Source organism: Acidovorax sp. 35-64-16, from assembly GCF_002281195.1.
Lineage (GTDB): Bacteria > Pseudomonadota > Gammaproteobacteria > Burkholderiales > Burkholderiaceae_C > Acidovorax > Acidovorax defluvii.
The window spans coordinates 31,455-48,684 of sequence record NZ_NCFM01000019.1 but is presented as its reverse complement, the minus strand read 5'-3'; the positions used below and the strand labels follow the sequence as shown (position 1 = coordinate 48,684).

11 protein-coding genes and 1 pseudogene are annotated in these 17,230 nt (G+C 64.8%); 6 read left to right on the top strand and 6 right to left on the bottom strand.

What is annotated here, in order from left to right; all coding sequences use genetic code 11:
- Positions 1 to 3: 3 nt before the first annotated feature.
- Positions 4 to 57 (top strand): annotated as a pseudogene (locus B7Y64_RS18995) (hypothetical protein); the annotation flags it as partial.
- Positions 58 to 61: 4 nt separating this feature from the next.
- Here the strand turns inward: B7Y64_RS18995 and B7Y64_RS12855 are convergent.
- Genes B7Y64_RS12855 through mutS form a run of 4 tightly spaced genes read right to left on the bottom strand, consistent with a single transcriptional unit; the run spans position 62 to position 4,090 of the window.
- Positions 62 to 631 (bottom strand): hypothetical protein, encoded by a 570-nt coding sequence (locus tag B7Y64_RS12855; RefSeq protein WP_291324521.1) that lies wholly within the window; start codon positions 629 to 631, stop codon positions 62 to 64.
- Positions 632 to 638: 7 nt separating this feature from the next.
- Complete coding sequence (locus tag B7Y64_RS12850) at positions 639 to 953, bottom strand: CcdB family protein (RefSeq protein WP_024815892.1); 315 nt, start codon at positions 951 to 953, stop codon at positions 639 to 641.
- 3 nt (positions 954 to 956) lie between these two features.
- On the bottom strand, positions 957 to 1,415 hold the full coding sequence (locus B7Y64_RS12845) for a hypothetical protein (RefSeq protein WP_291324520.1): 459 nt from the start codon (positions 1,413 to 1,415) through the stop codon (positions 957 to 959).
- 53 nt (positions 1,416 to 1,468) lie between these two features.
- Positions 1,469 to 4,090 (bottom strand): DNA mismatch repair protein MutS, encoded by a 2,622-nt coding sequence (mutS, locus tag B7Y64_RS12840; RefSeq protein WP_291324519.1) that lies wholly within the window; start codon positions 4,088 to 4,090, stop codon positions 1,469 to 1,471.
- A gap of 183 nt (positions 4,091 to 4,273) precedes the next feature.
- Between mutS and B7Y64_RS12835 the strand changes: the two genes are divergently transcribed.
- The 3 genes from B7Y64_RS12835 to B7Y64_RS12825 are packed head-to-tail and all read left to right on the top strand — an operon-like array spanning position 4,274 to position 12,880.
- Positions 4,274 to 6,829 carry a bifunctional diguanylate cyclase/phosphodiesterase gene (locus tag B7Y64_RS12835; protein ID WP_291324518.1) on the top strand — a complete coding sequence of 852 codons (2,556 nt, stop codon included), beginning with the start codon at positions 4,274 to 4,276 and terminating at the stop codon, positions 6,827 to 6,829.
- A 39-nt stretch (positions 6,830 to 6,868) separates the two neighbouring features.
- A complete protein-coding gene (locus B7Y64_RS12830) occupies positions 6,869 to 11,725 on the top strand; it encodes a PAS domain S-box protein (protein WP_291324517.1) in 4,857 nt (1,618 codons plus the stop codon).
- A gap of 24 nt (positions 11,726 to 11,749) precedes the next feature.
- A complete protein-coding gene (locus B7Y64_RS12825; RefSeq protein WP_291324516.1) occupies positions 11,750 to 12,880 on the top strand; it encodes a two-component system response regulator in 1,131 nt (376 codons plus the stop codon).
- Positions 12,881 to 13,081: 201 nt separating this feature from the next.
- Here the strand turns inward: B7Y64_RS12825 and B7Y64_RS12820 are convergent, their stop codons facing one another.
- Together B7Y64_RS12820 and B7Y64_RS12815 are read right to left on the bottom strand one after the other, a co-directional pair.
- The gene (locus B7Y64_RS12820; protein WP_291324515.1) at positions 13,082 to 14,011 is read right to left on the bottom strand and encodes an inositol monophosphatase family protein; all 930 of its coding nucleotides are present in this window, start codon (positions 14,009 to 14,011) and stop codon (positions 13,082 to 13,084) included.
- 256 nt (positions 14,012 to 14,267) lie between these two features.
- On the bottom strand, positions 14,268 to 15,254 hold the full coding sequence (locus tag B7Y64_RS12815) for a hypothetical protein (RefSeq protein ID WP_291324514.1): 987 nt from the start codon (positions 15,252 to 15,254) through the stop codon (positions 14,268 to 14,270).
- Positions 15,255 to 15,523: 269 nt separating this feature from the next.
- Here B7Y64_RS12815 and B7Y64_RS12810 point away from each other — a divergent pair, with 269 nt between their 5' ends.
- Together B7Y64_RS12810 and cysE are read left to right on the top strand one after the other, a co-directional pair.
- Entirely contained in the window at positions 15,524 to 16,315 is a 792-nt protein-coding gene (locus B7Y64_RS12810; protein WP_291324513.1) for an RNA methyltransferase, read from the top strand.
- Between the two features lie 33 nt (positions 16,316 to 16,348).
- Positions 16,349 to 17,128: a serine O-acetyltransferase gene (gene cysE / locus B7Y64_RS12805; protein WP_024815883.1), complete on the top strand. Its 780-nt coding sequence runs from the start codon at positions 16,349 to 16,351 to the stop codon at positions 17,126 to 17,128.
- The last annotated feature ends 102 nt before the right edge of the window (positions 17,129 to 17,230 follow it).

Genomic DNA, 17,230 nt, shown 5'->3' with positions numbered 1-17,230 from the left:
GCCATCGCTGGGCACCTTGGTCGCCACCGCAGCACCATCGGGCGGGAACTCTCGCGAAATGTCAGCGAAGCGGGCTATGACCCGTCAAAGGCCCATGCGTACCGCCGGGCACGCGGCCTTCGTAGGTTTTGCGCAGCAGGGTGGTGTAGGCGTCGCCCAGTTCGGTGCGCATTTTTTTGTCACCCAGGAAGGGCGGGTTGCCGATGACCACGTTGGCGGTGGGCCAAGTGGCTTCTTGCGGTGCGGCGGCTGCGCCCGGTGGTCCGGGATGGGGCGGGGTTCCGGTTTCGGGGTCAGAGCACGAGTTTTGCTGCGCAAAATCGTGATCCGAATCCGAAACCTGCGCTGCGCCTGGGGCGGGCGCTGGTGTCTGCACTGCGCCTTGTTTTTGCGCTGTCTGCGCTGTGCCCCAGTCCAGCAGCGCATCGCGGCATTCGATGTGCTCCAGGGTGTCGAGCACGGGGTTGGTCTTGAACTCGTAGCCCTCGGCACTGCCGGACTTGGGTACGCCGAGCAGTTCGCACAGGTCCAGAAAGTGGCTTTGCGCGCCTTGTTCTTCGTTGAGTGCGTAGGCCGGGCCGGGCACGCCAGCGGGCGCGCCCCATTTGGCGATGAAGTCTTGGGGGGTCATGGGGTGCTCAGTAGCCGCGCAGCAGCATGTCGAGTGCGGTTTCAATTTCCAGCATTTGGGGCTTTCCGGTGGCACGGGGTTGCGATAGCTCGTTGCGCAGGAAAACGGCTATGCCGAGGGGGTGCAGATGGGCGATTTGATCGTTCACTGCAATGGCGGGGTTGAACCGTTTAGTCATGCCCGGAAAGGCACCTGGCACCGCCAGCGGAACGCAAACCCGTTCGGCAAAGCGGTAGAGCAGGTCGCTCTGGATGTCCATCACATAGGGAAACGCGTGGCGGTCTTCTTCAATGGGGTTGTCGTAAATGTCGAGGCGTGCCATGGCTCATTTTTGTTGTTCTGCACGCCAGCGACGCACGCGCTGTGAGTAGGGTTCACGCTGCTCGGCCCAGGCGTTGTATTGGTCGATTTCGGTGGCGTGTTGCGAGGACCATTCGTGGATGCGGCGTCCCGTGGAGCCGATCTTAGCCATGCGGGCATTGAAGGCTTCGATGGCTTCTTTGTTCTCGCTTTCCCATTTCTCGCGCGCTGCCTCCACCTCGGCCGGGCTGCGTGCGGCGGCCGCAGCGCGGCGCGCCAGGCGTTCAGGGGTGAGCCCACCGTCTGCGGTGCCCGCCGCTGCCGCGTAGCGGGCGGGCTCTTCCTGTGCGGTGAGGGGGGCGGGCACCACTTTCACCGGCATTAGCGTGATGGTGCCGTCAGGAGCCGTTTGCACCTCGAACAATTGCCCTGCGTACTTCTTGCCCAGCGAGATCTGGCCGCTGGTGCCCACTTCCTTGAGCATGGCGTGCTCCTTCAAAAAACGTCATGCCATCATGCGGCATGAAATGGGGGGCGTCAAGCTTGCGTGGGCTTCCCCATGACGGCCTTCAACTGGTACAGCGCATCCAGCGCCTCGCGCGGGCTGAGCTGGTCGGGGTGGATGGCGGCCAGCGCGGCTTCGACGGGGCTGTGGGTTGTCACCTCGGGAGCGGGTGGCGGGGCGAACAGGTCCACCTGCAATTCGCCCTCGCCCGCGCGTTCTTCCAGCGCGGCCAGGGTGTGGCGGGCGTGGTGCAGCACGGGCGCGGGCATGCCGGCCAGTTTGGCCACCTGGATGCCGTAGCTGCGGCTGGCCGGGCCGCTCTGGATTTCGTGCAGGAACACGATGTCGGCACCGCTTTCGGCCGCGCTCACGTGCATGTTGACGGCGTGGCGCGCCTTGGCGGGCAGTTCGGTCAGCTCGAAGTAGTGCGTGGCGAACAGCGTGAACGCCTTGGTCTTGTCGTGCAGGTGCGTGGCGATGCCGCTGGCCAGCGCCAGGCCGTCGAAGGTGCTGGTGCCACGGCCAATCTCGTCCATCAGCACCAGGCTGTGCGGCGTGGCGGCGTGCAATATTTGCGCGGCTTCCACCATCTCCAGCATGAAGGTCGATTGCGCGTTGGCCAGGTCGTCGGCCGCGCCGATGCGGGTGTGGATGGCGTCAATCGGCCCCAGGCGGCAACTGGCCGCCGGCACATGGCTGCCCATGCTGGCGAGCAGCACAATCAGCGCCACCTGGCGCATGTAGGTCGATTTGCCGCCCATGTTGGGGCCGGTGATGACCTGCATGCGCGTGTTGGCGTTCAGGCGCGTGTGGTTGGCGATGAAGGCGCCGCTCGAGACTTCAGCCAGGCGCGCCTCCACCACGGGGTGGCGGCCGGCCTCGATCTCGATGCAGGGCTCGTTCACGAACTGCGGCGCACACCAGCCCAGCGTGAGGGAGCGTTCGGCCAAGCTGGCCAGCACGTCCAGCGTGGCCAGCGCGTGGGCCAGGCGGGTGAGTTGGGGAATGTGCGGCTGGAGCTGGTCGAGCACTTGCTCGTACAGCCATTTTTCACGCGCCAGGGCGCGCTCGTTGGCCGACAGGGCTTTGTCCTCGAAGGTTTTCAGCTCGGGCGTGATGAAGCGCTCGGCGTTCTTCAGCGTCTGGCGGCGGCGGTAGTCGTCGGGCACCTTGTCGAGGTGGCTGCCGGTCACTTCAATATAGAAGCCGTGCACCTTGTTGAACTGCACGCGCAGGTTGGGGATGCCGGTGCGCGCCTTCTCGCGCGTTTCCAGGTCGAGCAGGAAGGCGTCGCAGTTGCTCTGGATGCCGCGCAGCTCGTCCAGTTCGGCGTCAAATCCGCTGGCAATCACGCCGCCGTCGCGCACCAGCGCGGCGGGTTCTTCGTCGATGGCGCGGCGCAGCAGGTCAGTGCAGCCCGCAGGCGGCTGCAGGTGGCTGAATATTTGAGCCAAATAGGGCTCTGGCGCTTGTCCATATTGCGCTAGCAGCTCTGCTTTTTGTAGCGTCTTGCCCAGCGCCACCAGTTCACGCGGGCGCACCTGGCGCAGCGCGGTGCGCGCCGTGATGCGTTCTACGTCGCTCACGCCCTTGAGTTCGCCCCGCAGCGCGCTCCAGGGGCCTTGGCTGCCCGCACCGCGCAGGGCGGTGGTGGCGGCCAGGCGTTGGCGCGCTTCGGCGCGGTCGCGCCGGGGTTCGAGCAGCCAGCTCTTGAGCAGGCGGCTGCCCATGCCGGTCATGCAGGTGTCGAGCAGCGAGAACAGTGTGGGGGCGTCTTCGCCGCGCAGGGTTTTGACGAGTTCGAGGTTGCGGCGCGTGCTGGCGGGCAGGTCGATGAGGTCGTCGCCGCGCTGCACCTGCACACTGTGCACATGGGTGAGCTGGCGGCCCTGGGTGTGTTCGGCGTACTGCAGCAGCGCGGCGGCGGCGGCGTGGGCCAGGGGCAGGTCTTGCGCGCTCCAGGCCTGCAGGCTGGCGGCGCCCAGGTGTTCGAGCAGCTTGCGCTCGCCGAGCTGGCTGTCAAACTGCCAGTCGGGGCGCGGGGCCATGGGGCAGGTGAAGGCGCCGCCCTGGCGCAGTGCCTGCAATTGCTGCTCAAAGCGGTCGGTGACGCCCGCGCTGTAGATCAGCTCGCTCGGGGCCACACGCTCCAGCCAGCCGCCCAGTGCATCGAGTGCGCATTCGGCCAGGAACACGCGCCCCTGCGTCACGCTGAGCCAGGCCAGGCCGCAGCGCGCGCGCGGCCCCTGGTGCACGGCCAGCAGCAGCGCCTCGGCCTTGTCGGAGAGCAGTTCGCTGTCGGTCAGCGTGCCGGGGGTGACCACGCGCACCACCTTGCGCTCCACCGGGCCCTTGGCCGTGGCCACATCGCCCACCTGCTCGGCAATGGCCACCGACTCGCCCATCTTGATGAGCCGGGCGAGGTAGTTCTCCAGCGCATGGAAGGGCACGCCGGCCATCATCACCGGCTGGCCGGCCGACTGGCCGCGCTGCGTGAGCGTGATGTCGAGCAGGCGCGCGGCTTTTTCGGCGTCTTGCCAGAACAGCTCGTAGAAGTCGCCCATGCGGTAGAACAGCAGCGTGTCGGGGTACCCGGCCTTGAGGGCCAGATACTGCTGCATCATGGGCGTGTGGTGCGAGAGCGTGTCAGACATGCGGTGCGGTGTGAATGAGGCGTGCACTGTAGCAGTTCGTTTTGCGGGTTTCCCCTAGCGAATCGGCGCGTAATTGCCTAGGTTGCCGTTACCTTTTGACATACTCTGTGCGGTGAATGGGGGCGGGCTTTGCGTCGCCGCGTCCACGCAAACATCCTTTTTACGAGTGGGTTGTGCTCAAAAGTGATCTCATCCGAATTGCTGACCGATCTTCTGACCCCCGATGGCGAGGGCGTGCTAGCGCCCTCCGCACAGGCGCGTCTGCAGGCTTTTTTTGAGGTGCTGCCCCTCGCGCTGATGGAGTTTCGGCTGGAGGGGGTGCGCCTGGTGCTGGTCGCTGCCAATGCAGCGGCGCGGCGTATGCCTGGGCTGGGCGCGGTGCGTGGCCCCGGCACCGACGCACTGGATGTGTTTGACCTGATGCAGGGCGTGGGCATCGTCGAGCAGTTGTGCGCGGTGGCACGTGCCGGCGTGCCGCTGGAGTGCCGACCTGTCGTTCGTGAGCCGGGGCGGCCGGTGCTGGCCTGGGAGATGTCTGCCCGCAGCGTGGCCAGTGTCGCCAGCAACAGCATCATGGTGACGGTGCGCGATGTCTCCGAGGCAGAAACCCTGCGGGCCGCACTGGCCGTATCCGAGCGCGCCCTGGAGGAGGCACGCCGCGAACTCGATGAGCAGACCGATGTATTCAACACCATGGAAAGCCTGGCGCGCACTGGGCACTGGCGGCAGATTGAAGACCCGGGTGAAACCGTTCTGTTGTGGTCGCCCGGCCTGTGCGACATCGCGGGGTTTGAGCGGCAGGAGTGGCTGAGCCTGGAGCGGGCGCTCAGCGGCATCGTCCCCGAGGATTTGCAGGTTTTCGAGCGGGCGCGCGAAAGTGGGGAGGATGCCGACATCGAATACCGCTGGCGCCGCCCGGATGGCGAGATCCGCTGGATGCGATCACGCATGCGCCACGGGCGTGCTGGCGACGGCATGCCGGTGGAGATGGGCGTGGTGCAGGATGTGACAGACGAGCGCCGCGCAGCCGAGCAGCTGCGCGAGCAACTGCTGTTTATCCGGCGCATCGCCAGCCGCATTCCGGGGTTCATCTACGAATACCGGCTGCATCCCGATGGCGCCAGCAGCGTGCAATACATCAGTGATGCCGTACGCGAGTTCATGGGGGTCCACCCCGAGGATGTGACCCGTGACTTTCAGGTGCTGATGCGGCGCATCGTGCCCGAAGATGCGGCCCATGTGCGGCACTCCGCGGCGGTCTCGCTGCGTACTCTGGTGCCCTGGCAATGTGAGTACCGGGTTTTCATGCCCGACGGCAGCGTGCGCTGGCACATCACCAATGCGGTGCCCCACCGCGAGGACGATGGCTCGGTGGTGTGCCACGGCTTCACCATGGACATCACCGACCGCAAACGCGCCGAACGAGAGATCGAGCGGCTGGCGTTTTATGACGCGCTCACGGGCCTGCCCAACCGGCGCATGCTGCTCGACCGGCTGCAGCGCGCGGTGGCCGCCAGCGCACGCTCGCTGCAGCTCGGCGCCCTGCTGTTCATCGACCTGGACAACTTCAAGGACCTGAACGACACCCTGGGCCACGACATGGGCGACCATCTTTTGTCCCAGGTGGCCGCCCGGCTGCTCAGTTGCGTGCGTGAAGTCGATACCGTGGCCCGTTTTGGCGGTGACGAATTCGTGGTCATGCTCGAAACCCTGCACACCGATTTGCCCGACGCTGCCAGCCAGGCTGAAATCGTTGCCGAAAAACTCCTGGCCAGCCTGAATCTGCCCTTTGACCTGGGGGGGCAGCAACATTACAGCACCCCCAGCATCGGCATCACCCTGTTTGGCGACCAGCGCCTGTCGGTGGACGAGCTGCTCAAACGGGCCGACCTGGCCATGTACCAGGCCAAGGCGGCGGGCCGCAACACCCAGCGCTTCTTCGACCCGGACATGCAGGCCGCCGTCAACGCCCGCTCCAACCTGGAGGCCGACCTGCGCCAGGGGCTGGTGCGTGGCGCGCTGTGCGTGCACTACCAGCCCGTGGTGGACCACCACGCCCGCCTGATCGGTGTGGAGGCGCTGGTGCGCTGGCGTCACCCAGAGCGCGGCATGGTCAGCCCCGGTGACTTCATTCCCCTGGCCGAGCAGACCGGCCTGATTTTGCCGCTGGGCCAATTTGTGCTGCAGACCGCGTGCGAACAGCTGCAGCGCTGGAGCGGGCACGAAGCCACGCGCAACCTTTCGATCGCCGTGAATGTCAGCGCACGCCAGTTTCGCCAGCCGGACTTTGTTGGCGGCGTACTGCAAACGCTGGCGAACTGCGGCGCCAACCCCACCAAACTCAAGCTCGAACTCACCGAGAGCCTGTTGCTGGGCGACATCGAAGACACTATTGAACGCATGGGGCAGCTCAAGCGCGAAGGCGTCGGATTTGCGCTGGACGACTTTGGCACCGGCTACTCCAGCCTGAGCTATCTCAAGCGGCTGCCACTCGACCAGGTCAAGATCGACCAGAGCTTCGTGCGCGACGTGCTCACCGACCCTAACGACGCGGCCATTGTGCGCACCATCCTGGCATTGGCCGAGAGCCTTGACCTGCAGGTGGTGGCCGAAGGGGTGGAGACCACGGGGCAACTGGCATTCTTGCGCTTGCATGGATGCGAGCAGTTCCAGGGGTACTTGTTTGGGCGTCCGGGCCCTGTGGAGAACATCGATGCATATTTGCACCCTGGGCACTGACAGGCCGGCACGCATCCGCGCGCCGACGGGAGACGCCGCATGGTGAGGGGCGGCGATGGCCGGCAGGTTTTCGACTGGGTGCTGGATCGCAATGCGCGCCGGGCCAGTGGATTGGCGCTGGTGATGGTGGTGGCGCTGCTGGGCAGCTGGCTCGCGGTGGAGGCGGTGGTGCGCTGGCGTGAGTCTGAGCGCAGCGTGGAGCGCGCGCGGCTGCTGGACCAGACCGCCCAGGCGCTGATGGCGCAGGTGCAGGGCGGCGGGTTGCTGGGGGTGGTGTCCCTGCTGGGGCTGAGCGAACCGCTGCTCAAGGACATGGCCCGTGGCACGCTGGCACCAGATGACGGCGCGGCCCTGAACCGGCTGGCGGTGGCGCGCGCCAGGTTCCTGATCAATGGCGTCTATGTGATGTCCAGCGATGGCACCGTGGTGGCCCATGAAACCCAGGGCACCAGGTCCACAGGGATCAACCTGGCTTTTCGCCCCTATTTTCAGCAGGCCCTGCGCGGTGCCACCAGCGTGTATGCCGCCATTGGCAGCAATACCAGGGAGCGCGGCCTGTACTACGCGGCGCCCCTGTATGAAAGCGACACCCCCAGCAGCGCCATCATTGGTGTGGTGATGGTCAAGGTGGGATTTGCATCGGTGGATGCGCAGCTGGCCAGCGCCGGGCTGCCCATGCTGCTGTTGTCTCCCCAGGGCGTGACCTTCGCTTCGGCCCGCCCCGAATGGCTGTTTTCCATGGCGCCGCCACTGACGCAGGCGCGCATTGATGCCGTTCGCGCTTCACGGCAGATGGGGCACCATTTTGACAACGGCGTGGCCTCGGCGCTGCCGTTTTCTCCCGATGCGGCCCAGGTGGACATCAATGGCGTGGCCCATGCGGTAGGGCGGCGCGACCTGGACTGGAAAGATCCAGGCGGAAGCTGGCAACTGCTGGCGCTGGACGACGTCAGCGCCTTGACGCCGCTGCCCCTGCGGCTGCAAGTGGGAGGCGCGGCCTTGCTGGCGCTGAGCCTGCTGGGCTTGTTGGTGCGGGACATGCTGGTCAGCCGCAGGCGCGTGGCTGCAGCACGCGAGCGGTTTCATGTGCTGGGCGCCGCGCTGGAGAGCAGCCCCGTGGCCGTGGTGATCACCGATGGCGACGGATTCATCGACTGGGTCAATCCGCAGTATGAGCGCAACACGGGCTATGCCCTGACGGACGTGCGCGGCAAAAAACCGTCCATCGTTGCCAGTGGCCAGACGTCGCCGGGCACTTACCAGCAGATGTGGTCTGCGTTGCTGTCGGGGCAGTCCTGGCAGGGACAGTTTGTCAATCGGCGGCGCGACGGCAGCCTGTACCACGACGAGGTCACGCTGTCCCCCGTGTTTGACAAACTTGGCAAGCGCATTGGCATGGTGGGCCTGCACGAGGATGTCACCGAGCGCATGCAGGCACAAAAGGAGGTGCAGCGCCGCGAGCGTCTGCTCAACGAGTTGCTGGAGCAGCAAACCGCCATTTTCGACAATGCACCACCCATCCTGCTGGTTTGCGATGGGCTGTTCAAACAGTTCAACCCGGCGTTTGTAGAGCTGATGCGCGGCACGGTGGCTGGTTTGCTGGGGCAAAGCGTGGCCACATTGTTCAGCGGCTCTGGCAGTTCCGAGCAGTTCATTGCACGCGTGGTGCCACGGCTGGTGCAGGGGCAGGCATTGCGAGAAGAAGCGACGCTGTGCCGTCTGGACGGCAGCACCTATGTTGCGCGACTGTCGGGGCGCGGGTTGCAACTGGAGGGCTGCCAGTCGGCTTCGATCTGGGTGATTGAGGACATCAGCGAGGCCCGGCAGGCCGAAGTGGCCATGCAGCAGGCCGCAGAGCGGCTGGAGCTGGCCCAGGAGGCTGGCAAGGTGGGCGTGTACGACGTCGATCTGGAGCGCGACAGCATCGTCTGGTCGGACAAGCTGGTGTCCATGATCGGCTTGCCTGCGGGCAGTCAGCCCAGCGGACGGGCGGGCTGGCTGGCCTGCCTGCACCCCGATGACCGTGAGCGCGCCAGTGCCTACTTTGATCAGTGCCTGGCAGGCACCGAAAACTACCTGCGCAATTCCTGGCGCATCGTGCGCCCTGACGGCGAGGTGCGCTGGTTTCTGGAGGCCGCCCGCATCATCCGCAACGCACAGGGAAAGGCCGTGCGGGTGGTGGGAGTCAATGTCGATATCCACGACCAAAAACAGCTCGAAGCGCAGGTGGCGCAGCAGCTGGGTTTTCAGCAAGCCCTGATCGACGCCATTCCGGTGCCGCTGTTCTACAAGGATGCGCAGGGGCGCTACATCGGGTTCAACGCCGCCTACGAAAAAGCCTTTGGCGTGCGCCGCGAGGAACTGATTGGCAAGACCGTGCTCGACCTGCCGTTTTTGCCGCAGGCAGAGCGGGCCCGGTTCGATCAGGATGCGGAGGCGGCGCTGTGCAGTGCGCAGCCGGTGCACAAGGAGGTGGACCTGCCCTATGCCGATGGCGAAATGCACCACACGCTTTTCTGGCTGCATGGTTTTTCGCAGGCCGATGGCTCGCCGGGCGGCGCCATTGGCACCTTTGTGGATATCACCGACCGCCAGAAGGCCGAGCAAGACCTGCGCCTGGCCAAGGAACTGGCGGAGGAGGCCACCGCCCTCAAGTCCAGTTTTCTGGCGAACATGAGCCACGAGATCCGCACACCCATGAACGCCATCATCGGCATGTCGCACCTGGCGCTCAAATCGGGGCTGAGCGCCCGGCAGCACGACTATGTGAGCAAGATCCAGCAGGCGGGCCAGCATCTGCTGGGCGTGATCAACGACATCCTCGATTTTTCCAAGATCGAGGCGGGCCGGCTGGAGGTGGAAAAACATCCCTTTGTGCTCGACCGCATGCTGGAAGGCGTGGTGGATGTGGTGGGGTACAAGGCAGGCGCCAAGGGCCTTGAGCTGGTGTGCGACGTGGCCGCCGATGTGCCGCCCAACCTGGTGGGCGACGCCTTGCGGCTGGGACAGATTCTCATCAATTATTCCAACAACGCCATCAAATTCACTGAGCACGGCGAAATCAGCATCGCCGTGCGGGTGCAAGAGCAGGATGCCCGGCGCGTACTGCTGCGCTTTGAAGTGCGGGACACGGGCATCGGCCTCACGGCCGAGCAGATGGACCGGCTCTTTCAGAGTTTTCAGCAGGCCGATACATCCACCACGCGCCGCTACGGCGGCACCGGGCTGGGCCTGGCGATATGCAAGAGTCTGGCCGAGCTGATGGGCGGCGAGGTGGGCGTGCACAGCGAGTTTGGCAAAGGCTCCACCTTCTGGGTGACGCTGCCGCTGGAGCGTGGCGCGCCTGCACGCCGGTTTGAGCCGCCTCCCAGCCTGCGCGGGCGCCGCGTGCTGGTGGTGGACGACAACCACACGGCGGCCACCGTGCTGTCGGACATGTTGTTGTCCATGGGCTTTGTGGTGCAACAGGCGCATTCTGGAGCCGAGGCCCTGGATGTTCTGCGCACCGCCGTGCAACAGCAAACACCCTTTGGCCTGCTGCTGCTGGACTGGCACATGCCCGGCATGGACGGCATTGAGCTGGCGGCGCGCATTCGCAAAATGGGGCTGACCGAAACCCCGCAGATGCTGATGGTCACGGCCTATGGGCGTGAGGAGGTGATGCGCGCTGCCCGCACGCAGGGCATAGAGTCGGTGCTGATCAAGCCCGTGAATGCATCGGTTCTTTTTGACACCCTGATGCAGCCCGCGGAAAACACGGCAACGGGTGAGCGCCCAGAGCCCCATCCAGCACCCGGCAACGATGTGCTGCCCGAGGCCATCCGGGGCGCGCAGGTGTTGCTGGTCGAAGACAACGAGCTCAACCAGCTGGTGGCGGCCGAGTTGCTGCGTGATGCCGGTTTTGTGGTGGATGTTGCCGGCAATGGGCAGATGGCACTGGAGATGCTGGAGGCAACCCGCTACGACGTGGTGCTGATGGACATGCAAATGCCCGTGATGGACGGCGAGACGGCCACGCGGCGGCTGCGCGCCGATGCGCGCTACGCCGACCTGCCCGTCGTTGCCATGACCGCCAACGCCCTGGAGACCGACCGCCAGCGGTGTTTTGCCGCCGGAATGAACGACCATGTGGCCAAGCCCATTGAACCAGCCGTGCTGTGGGCGGCGCTGGCACGATGGATTCGCCCGCGGCCAGGGCTGGGGCAGGCGCCCGGCACCGAACCGGACGCGAACGGTACACCGGCACCGGTGCCGGCGTCCGCTTCTGGTTCCGCGCCGATTGCGTCACTGTCAGTGCCGGGGCTTGATGGGGCGCTGGGCCTGCAGCGCGCGCTGGGCAAGCCGGCGCTCTATGCCGATCTTCTGCGCAGGTTCTGCGATGGGCAGGGCCAGGTGGTGCATACCGTGCGGGAGGCGCTGGCTGTGGGCAATATGTCGCTGGCCGAGCGCGTGGCCCACACCTTGCGATCGGTCGCCGCCAACATCGGCGCAATGGGTGTTTCCGATGCGGCGCAAGCGCTTGAACTGGGGGTGCGGCAGTCTGATCCCGTGCCTGCGCTGCAAGAGCGAGTCGACGCGCTGGCCCTGCATCTTCAGCCCTTGCTGGCAGGCCTGCAGGCGTGGGTGCAAAGCGCACCCGTGCCATTGCCGAACGCCGCGCAGGGCGGGCCGAGCGAGGCACCTGGAGTGCTGGCGCAATTGCGCAGCCTGCTGGCGCAGGACGATTCAGCAGCGGTGGAGTATTTGCAACACAATGTGAGGGTGTTGGAGCTGGTACTTGGCAGTGCTCTGCGGGCCATCGAAGAACACACCAGCAACTACGATTTTGAGAAGGCGCTGGCAGTGCTGGATGCCGCCGGCACCCAACCCGCGCCGCACACGGTTCCCCCGCATTGAACGGCCCTATCTGCAGGAAAAATCATGGACAACGCGCCTTTTTCTTCCAGCCCTCCAGAGCATGCGCAAAAGCCCATTGCCACGGTGCTGGTGGTGGACGACACGCCCGACAACCTCACCTTGATGGGCAGCTTGCTGCGCGAGCATTTTCAGGTCAAGGTGGCCAACCACGGGGAGAAGGCGCTCAAAATTGCACTCTCCGACACCCCCCCCGATCTGATCCTGCTCGACATCACCATGCCGCAGATGGATGGCTATGAAGTGTGTCGGCGCCTGAAGGCAGAGCCTGCCACCCGGGATATTCCGGTGATCTTTCTGACCGCGCGCTCCGAGCCCGACGACGAGCGGGCCGGCCTGGCGCTGGGGGCGGTGGACTACATCACCAAGCCCATCAGCCCGCCCATTTTGCTGGCGCGGGTCAACACGCATCTGGCGCTCAAGGCCACGTCAGATTTTCTGCGCGACAAGAGCGCCTACCTGGAGCGTGAGGTGGCCATGCGCACGCTGGAGGTGCAGGCCATCCAGGACGTGACCATCATGGCCATGACCTCGCTGGCAGAAACGCGCGACAACGAGACCGGCAACCACATCCGGCGCACGCAGCTTTATGTCAAAACCCTGGCCGAGCGTCTGCGGCACCACCCGCGCTTCGAGCACCTGCTGAACGACCGCATGATCGAGCTGCTTTACAAGTCGGCGCCGCTGCACGACATCGGCAAGATCGGCATTCCGGACAGCATCCTGCTGAAACCCGGCAAGCTCACGGTGGAAGAGTTTGAAATCATGAAAACGCACACCACGCTGGGCCGCAATGCCATTGAGGATGCAGAGCGCCGCTTGGGCATGCGCGTGGCGTTTTTGAGTGTGTCCAAGGAAATCGCCTACAGCCACCAGGAAAAATGGGACGGCTCGGGCTACCCCGAAGGATTGGCGGGGGACGCCATTCCCGTTTCTGCCCGTCTCATGGCCGTGGCCGATGTGTACGACGCGCTGATCAGCAAGCGCGTTTACAAGCCCGCCTTCTCGCACGACCAGGCCTGCGGCACCATCGTCCGGGGCAAGGGCAACCACTTTGATCCCGACATGGTGGACGCCTTTGTGGACATTGCCGAAGACTTTCGCTGCATTGCGCAAAAGTATCCGGACCCTGCATAAGGTACAACCCCCTTAGCCGCTTCGCGCCTTCCCCCTTCTCTCGAATTGCTGCGCCATGCGGGGAGGGAAACGCAGCCAGTGTGGCGGGGCGGCCCTTGCACGGCTGCCCTGGTGTACGTCCCGCCCGCTGCATAGTCCAGCGACAAGACCTCACCGGTGGTCATCGTGTGCTGGCTTAACGGCTGTGCGCAGTGGATGGCTTCAGAAAGGAGCGTCTTCGCCGGCAGCGGCGGGGCTGTCGGGTGGTTCGCTGGCTGCGGGGGCTGCTGGTTCGGCGGTATCTTCAGCGGCAGCCTGGCGCACAGCTGCCTTGTCGCCCGCACCCGCGAACTTGCTGTACTTGCCCAGAAGAGGCACCAGCTGACCATAAATGCGCGGGTTGCCCGCCATGCATTCGCGCTGCTCCAGGAAGTCGGCCTCACCCGTGAAATTGCCCACCAGGCCACCGGCCTCGGTGATCAGCAGCGAACCCGCCGCCACGTCCCAGATCGACAGGCCGGTTTCAAAAAAACCGTCGGTAAAACCTGCGGCCACGTAGGCCAGGTCGAGCGCGGCAGCGCCGGGGCGGCGCAGGCCGGCCGTGCGCTGCATCACGTCGCTCATCATGTTGAGATAGCTCTTGAAGTTGTCGCCCGGACGGAAGGGGAAGCCGGTGGAAATCAGGCAGTCCTTGAGCTGGGTGCGCTTGCTCACGCGGATGCGGCGCTCGTTCAGGTAGGCGCCACGGCCCTTGGTGGCGGTGAACAGGTCATTGCGCGAAGGGTCGTAGATGACCGCCTGCTCGACCTTGCCCTTGACGGCCAGCGCAATGCTGACGCAATAGACAGGAAAGCCGTGGATGAAGTTGGTGGTGCCGTCCAGTGGGTCGATGATCCAGACGAATTCTGAATCCTTGGCGCCATATTCGGTGCCCGATTCTTCGGCCAGGATGCCATGGCCGGGGTAGGCCGTGAGCAGCGTCTCGATGATGATCTTTTCGGACGCGTGGTCCACTTCGGTCACGAAGTCGTTGATCTGCTTTTGCGAGATCCGCACCGATTCCACATCAAGGGCCGCGCGGTTGATGATGGCGCCGGCGGCGCGTGCGGCCTTGATGGCCACGTTGAGCATGGGGTGCAGATTGGACGACATAAATTGTGAGAGAAGGACAGGGGCCTGAACGCCAGGCCTGAACCGACGATGCGGCGACAAGGGAGGTGATTCTACCCGCTGCGCCCAAGACTGGCCTGGGCGGGTGCTCGATGGAGCCGTGGGCAAGATGCCTTGTGCGGCAGCGTCATTTGCCCTGAGCTGTCGTCAGCCGCCCCCAGCCGCCTTCAGCCGTGTGTTGCCTTTGATACCGTGCAGCAGCGACCGTTGGCGACCTCGCGCGGCTTTCATGCCGCAGTCAGGGCAGCCGCAGCCACTGGCCTTCTTGTGCCGTGGTTTGCTGCATTGGCCCGTTGCCGAGGGTGAATTCGACCGTCAGGCTCTTGCGTGCGCCGGGGGCAGGGTCGGTGCCGGCGAGGTTGTTGTCCACCGACACTTGCAGCCGACCGTCGCGCACCTGGCTGCGCAGGCGTGCGGTGACGTCCACCTGGCGGTAGCCGTCACCATAGAGCGCGCGCTGGACCGTAACCCGCCCATTGCCTGCATCGTTGCCATAGCCCGCATCGTTGCCATAGCCCGCATCGTTGCGCCTGCCACCCTGGTTCCACTGACCAGCACGGGTGCCCGTGAGGCGCGCAGCGTCGATCCAGCTGCCCTCAGCAAACTCGAGGATGTGGGGCTGATCGCCGTAGCCACGCGTTTGGATTTGCAGGGTTTTTCTTTGGCCGGGGGCCGGGTCGGTATTGAAAAGCTCATTGGTCAGCTGGAAGCGCTTGTTGCGTCGCACCAGCTGGCGGATCGTTTGGGTCACATCCACGCGCGATGTGTGGGCGCCATAGGTGGCTTGCAGAATTTCTTGATTGCCACGGTTCGCGTTGACGGGTTCGACCGCCTGCCTGCCCATGTTGTCGCCACGCTGACCCCAGCGGCCAGTGCTCCAGCCCAAGAACTGGGCGCCATCTACCCAGCTGTACTCGATGTAATCGAAGGTGCGTGGCTGACCGTCAGGTCCGCGGGCATGGATGCGCAGCATCTTGCGCTGGCCGGGGGCCGGGTCGACATTGTTGAACAGGTCGTTGGTGAGCTTGAAGCGCTGGTCGCGCGCGGCCAGTTGCTTGAGCCGGTCCGTCACATCAATGCTGCGCTGATCGGTGCCATAGACGGCCTGCAGGATCTGGTATTGGCCGTCGTCGCGCTGGGCCCATGCGGTGGACGACATGACAAGCGCGAACATGAGCAGCAGCCAACTGCCCAGGGTTTTTGCGAGAGGGTTGGGAGCGTGCATGCAGACCTTGTTGTGGGTTGGGGGAGAAAAAGTGAACGCCATGGTTTACCCAATAAAAGACGCCACTGCCACCTTAACGCCTGGAGAGGGCGGTCAGTGCACACCTTGCCAGCAGTTGTAACAGCGCTTTACGCGATCACTCCGAACCGGGAGCGCAGGGAGCGACCTGCGGTTCGGGACAAACGCTCGCCCGTTCGGGGCACACACGCATGGCCAGCGGCGACAATGGCGCATGCCCCGGTGGCCCGCCGTTTCTCTTTGATTTCACCATGCGTACCCGTTTCATACTGATCCAGACCAGCCATGCCGGCAATGTGGGTGCAGCCGCACGTGCCATGAAAACCATGGGTTTTGACGACCTGGTGCTGGTGGCGCCGCGCTGGCCCAACGTGTTGCGGCGCGAAGAAACCATCCAGCGCGCCAGCGGTGCCCTTGATGTGCTGGAAAACGCCCGCATCGTCGCCTCCCTCGACGAAGCCCTGGATGGCATGAGCCACCTGTGCGCCACCGCGATGACGCCGCGCGACTTCGGCCCGCCCGCCGCCAGCCCCCGGGCGCATTTCGAGATGCTATTAAAAAAAGAGCTTCTAGCGCTTGATGGTAAAGGGCTGGAGGTCAAAAACGCTTCAAATATTGAGGCGCCGGCTGCCGAAACCGGTGTGGCCTTTCTCTTTGGTTCCGAGCGCTTTGGCATGGCCAACGAGGATGTGTACCGTTGCCATGTGGCGCTTTCCATTCCCACCAACCCGGGGTTTGGGTCGCTCAACCTGGGCGCCGCCATCCAGGTGATCGCCTACGAATGGCGCCAGGCGCTGGGCGGGTTTGCGGTGCAGGATGCCACCCCCACCCGTGCGCAGGCCGATGCCGCCCAGGTGGCTGGCATGCTCGCCCACTGGGAGCAGGCGCTTGCCGGCATTGGCTTTCTCGACCCGGCAGCGCCCAAGAAGCTCATGCCGCGCCTGAACCAGCTTTTCAACCGCGCGCAACTGAGCCCGGAGGAAATCCACATCCTGCGTGGTGTCGCCAAAGCCATGCTCGAGACGGCACAGGCAAAGCGCTAGACTGCATTTCCATATTCCAAAAACAACGAAACCATGTTTGCCCGCCTGCGTTCCGACATCCAGTGCATCCTTGATCGCGACCCCGCTGCCCGCAGCACCTGGGAGGTGATCACCTGCTACCCCGGCTTGCACGCGGTGTGGCTGCACCGGCCTGCGCACTGGTGCTGGGGCCATGGTTTCAAGTGGCTGGGTCGCTTTATCTCGCACCTGGCGCGCTGGTTCACGGGCATCGAGATCCACCCCGGTGCCAAGGTGGGCGAGCGCGTGTTCTTTGACCACGCCATGGGCGTGGTGGTGGGCGAGACGGCCGAAATTGGCGACGGCTGCACCATCTACCAGGGCGTCACGCTGGGCGGCACCTCGCTCTACAAGGGCGCCAAACGCCACCCCACGCTGGGCCGCGATGTGGTGGTGAGCGCCGGCGCCAAAGTGCTGGGCGGCTTCGCGGTGGGTGATGGCGCAAAAATCGGCAGCAACGCCGTGGTCATCAAGCCCGTGCCTGCGGGCGCCACGGCCGTGGGCATCCCGGCGCGCATCATCCCCTCCAAAGAGGGCCAGAGCGCCGACGTGACCGAGCCGCAGCAGGCGCGCAAGTTCACGGCCTATGGCATCACGCAAGAGGACGACCCGCTCTCGCAGGCCATGCGCGGCCTGATCGACAACGCCTCCTCGCAAGAGCACCAGATCGCGTTGCTGTGGCAGGCCATCGAGAAGCTGTCCGAATGCGTCAAGACGGGCGACTGTGTGCCTGACGACGCGGCGCTCAAGGAGCAGTTCGAGGCGGGCAAGTTCAACGATCTGGTCGGTAAGTAGCCGGCCTCGGCCCGTCGTCCAAAAAAAAAGCACACGGGACGTGTGCTTCTTTTTTAATAGCTGCTTGCGCTTTATACGTAAGGGCTAGAGGCCAATTTGGTT

Bases quoted from the DNA above. Each gene is read 5' to 3' on its own strand.
- B7Y64_RS12855 (WP_291324521.1), bottom strand. From the start codon at position 631: ATGACCCCCCAAGACTTCATCGCCAAATGGGGCGCGCCCGCTGGCGTG.
- B7Y64_RS12810 (WP_291324513.1), top strand. From the start codon at position 15,524: ATGCGTACCCGTTTCATACTGATCCAGACCAGCCATGCCGGCAATGTG.
- mutS (WP_291324519.1), bottom strand. From the start codon at position 4,090: ATGTCTGACACGCTCTCGCACCACACGCCCATGATGCAGCAGTATCTG.
- B7Y64_RS12825 (WP_291324516.1), top strand. From the start codon at position 11,750: ATGGACAACGCGCCTTTTTCTTCCAGCCCTCCAGAGCATGCGCAAAAG.
- B7Y64_RS12830 (WP_291324517.1), top strand. From the start codon at position 6,869: ATGGTGAGGGGCGGCGATGGCCGGCAGGTTTTCGACTGGGTGCTGGAT.
- cysE (WP_024815883.1), top strand. From the start codon at position 16,349: ATGTTTGCCCGCCTGCGTTCCGACATCCAGTGCATCCTTGATCGCGAC.
- B7Y64_RS12815 (WP_291324514.1), bottom strand. From the start codon at position 15,254: ATGCACGCTCCCAACCCTCTCGCAAAAACCCTGGGCAGTTGGCTGCTG.
- B7Y64_RS12850 (WP_024815892.1), bottom strand. From the start codon at position 953: ATGGCACGCCTCGACATTTACGACAACCCCATTGAAGAAGACCGCCAC.
- B7Y64_RS12820 (WP_291324515.1), bottom strand. From the start codon at position 14,011: ATGTCGTCCAATCTGCACCCCATGCTCAACGTGGCCATCAAGGCCGCA.
- B7Y64_RS12845 (WP_291324520.1), bottom strand. From the start codon at position 1,415: ATGCTCAAGGAAGTGGGCACCAGCGGCCAGATCTCGCTGGGCAAGAAG.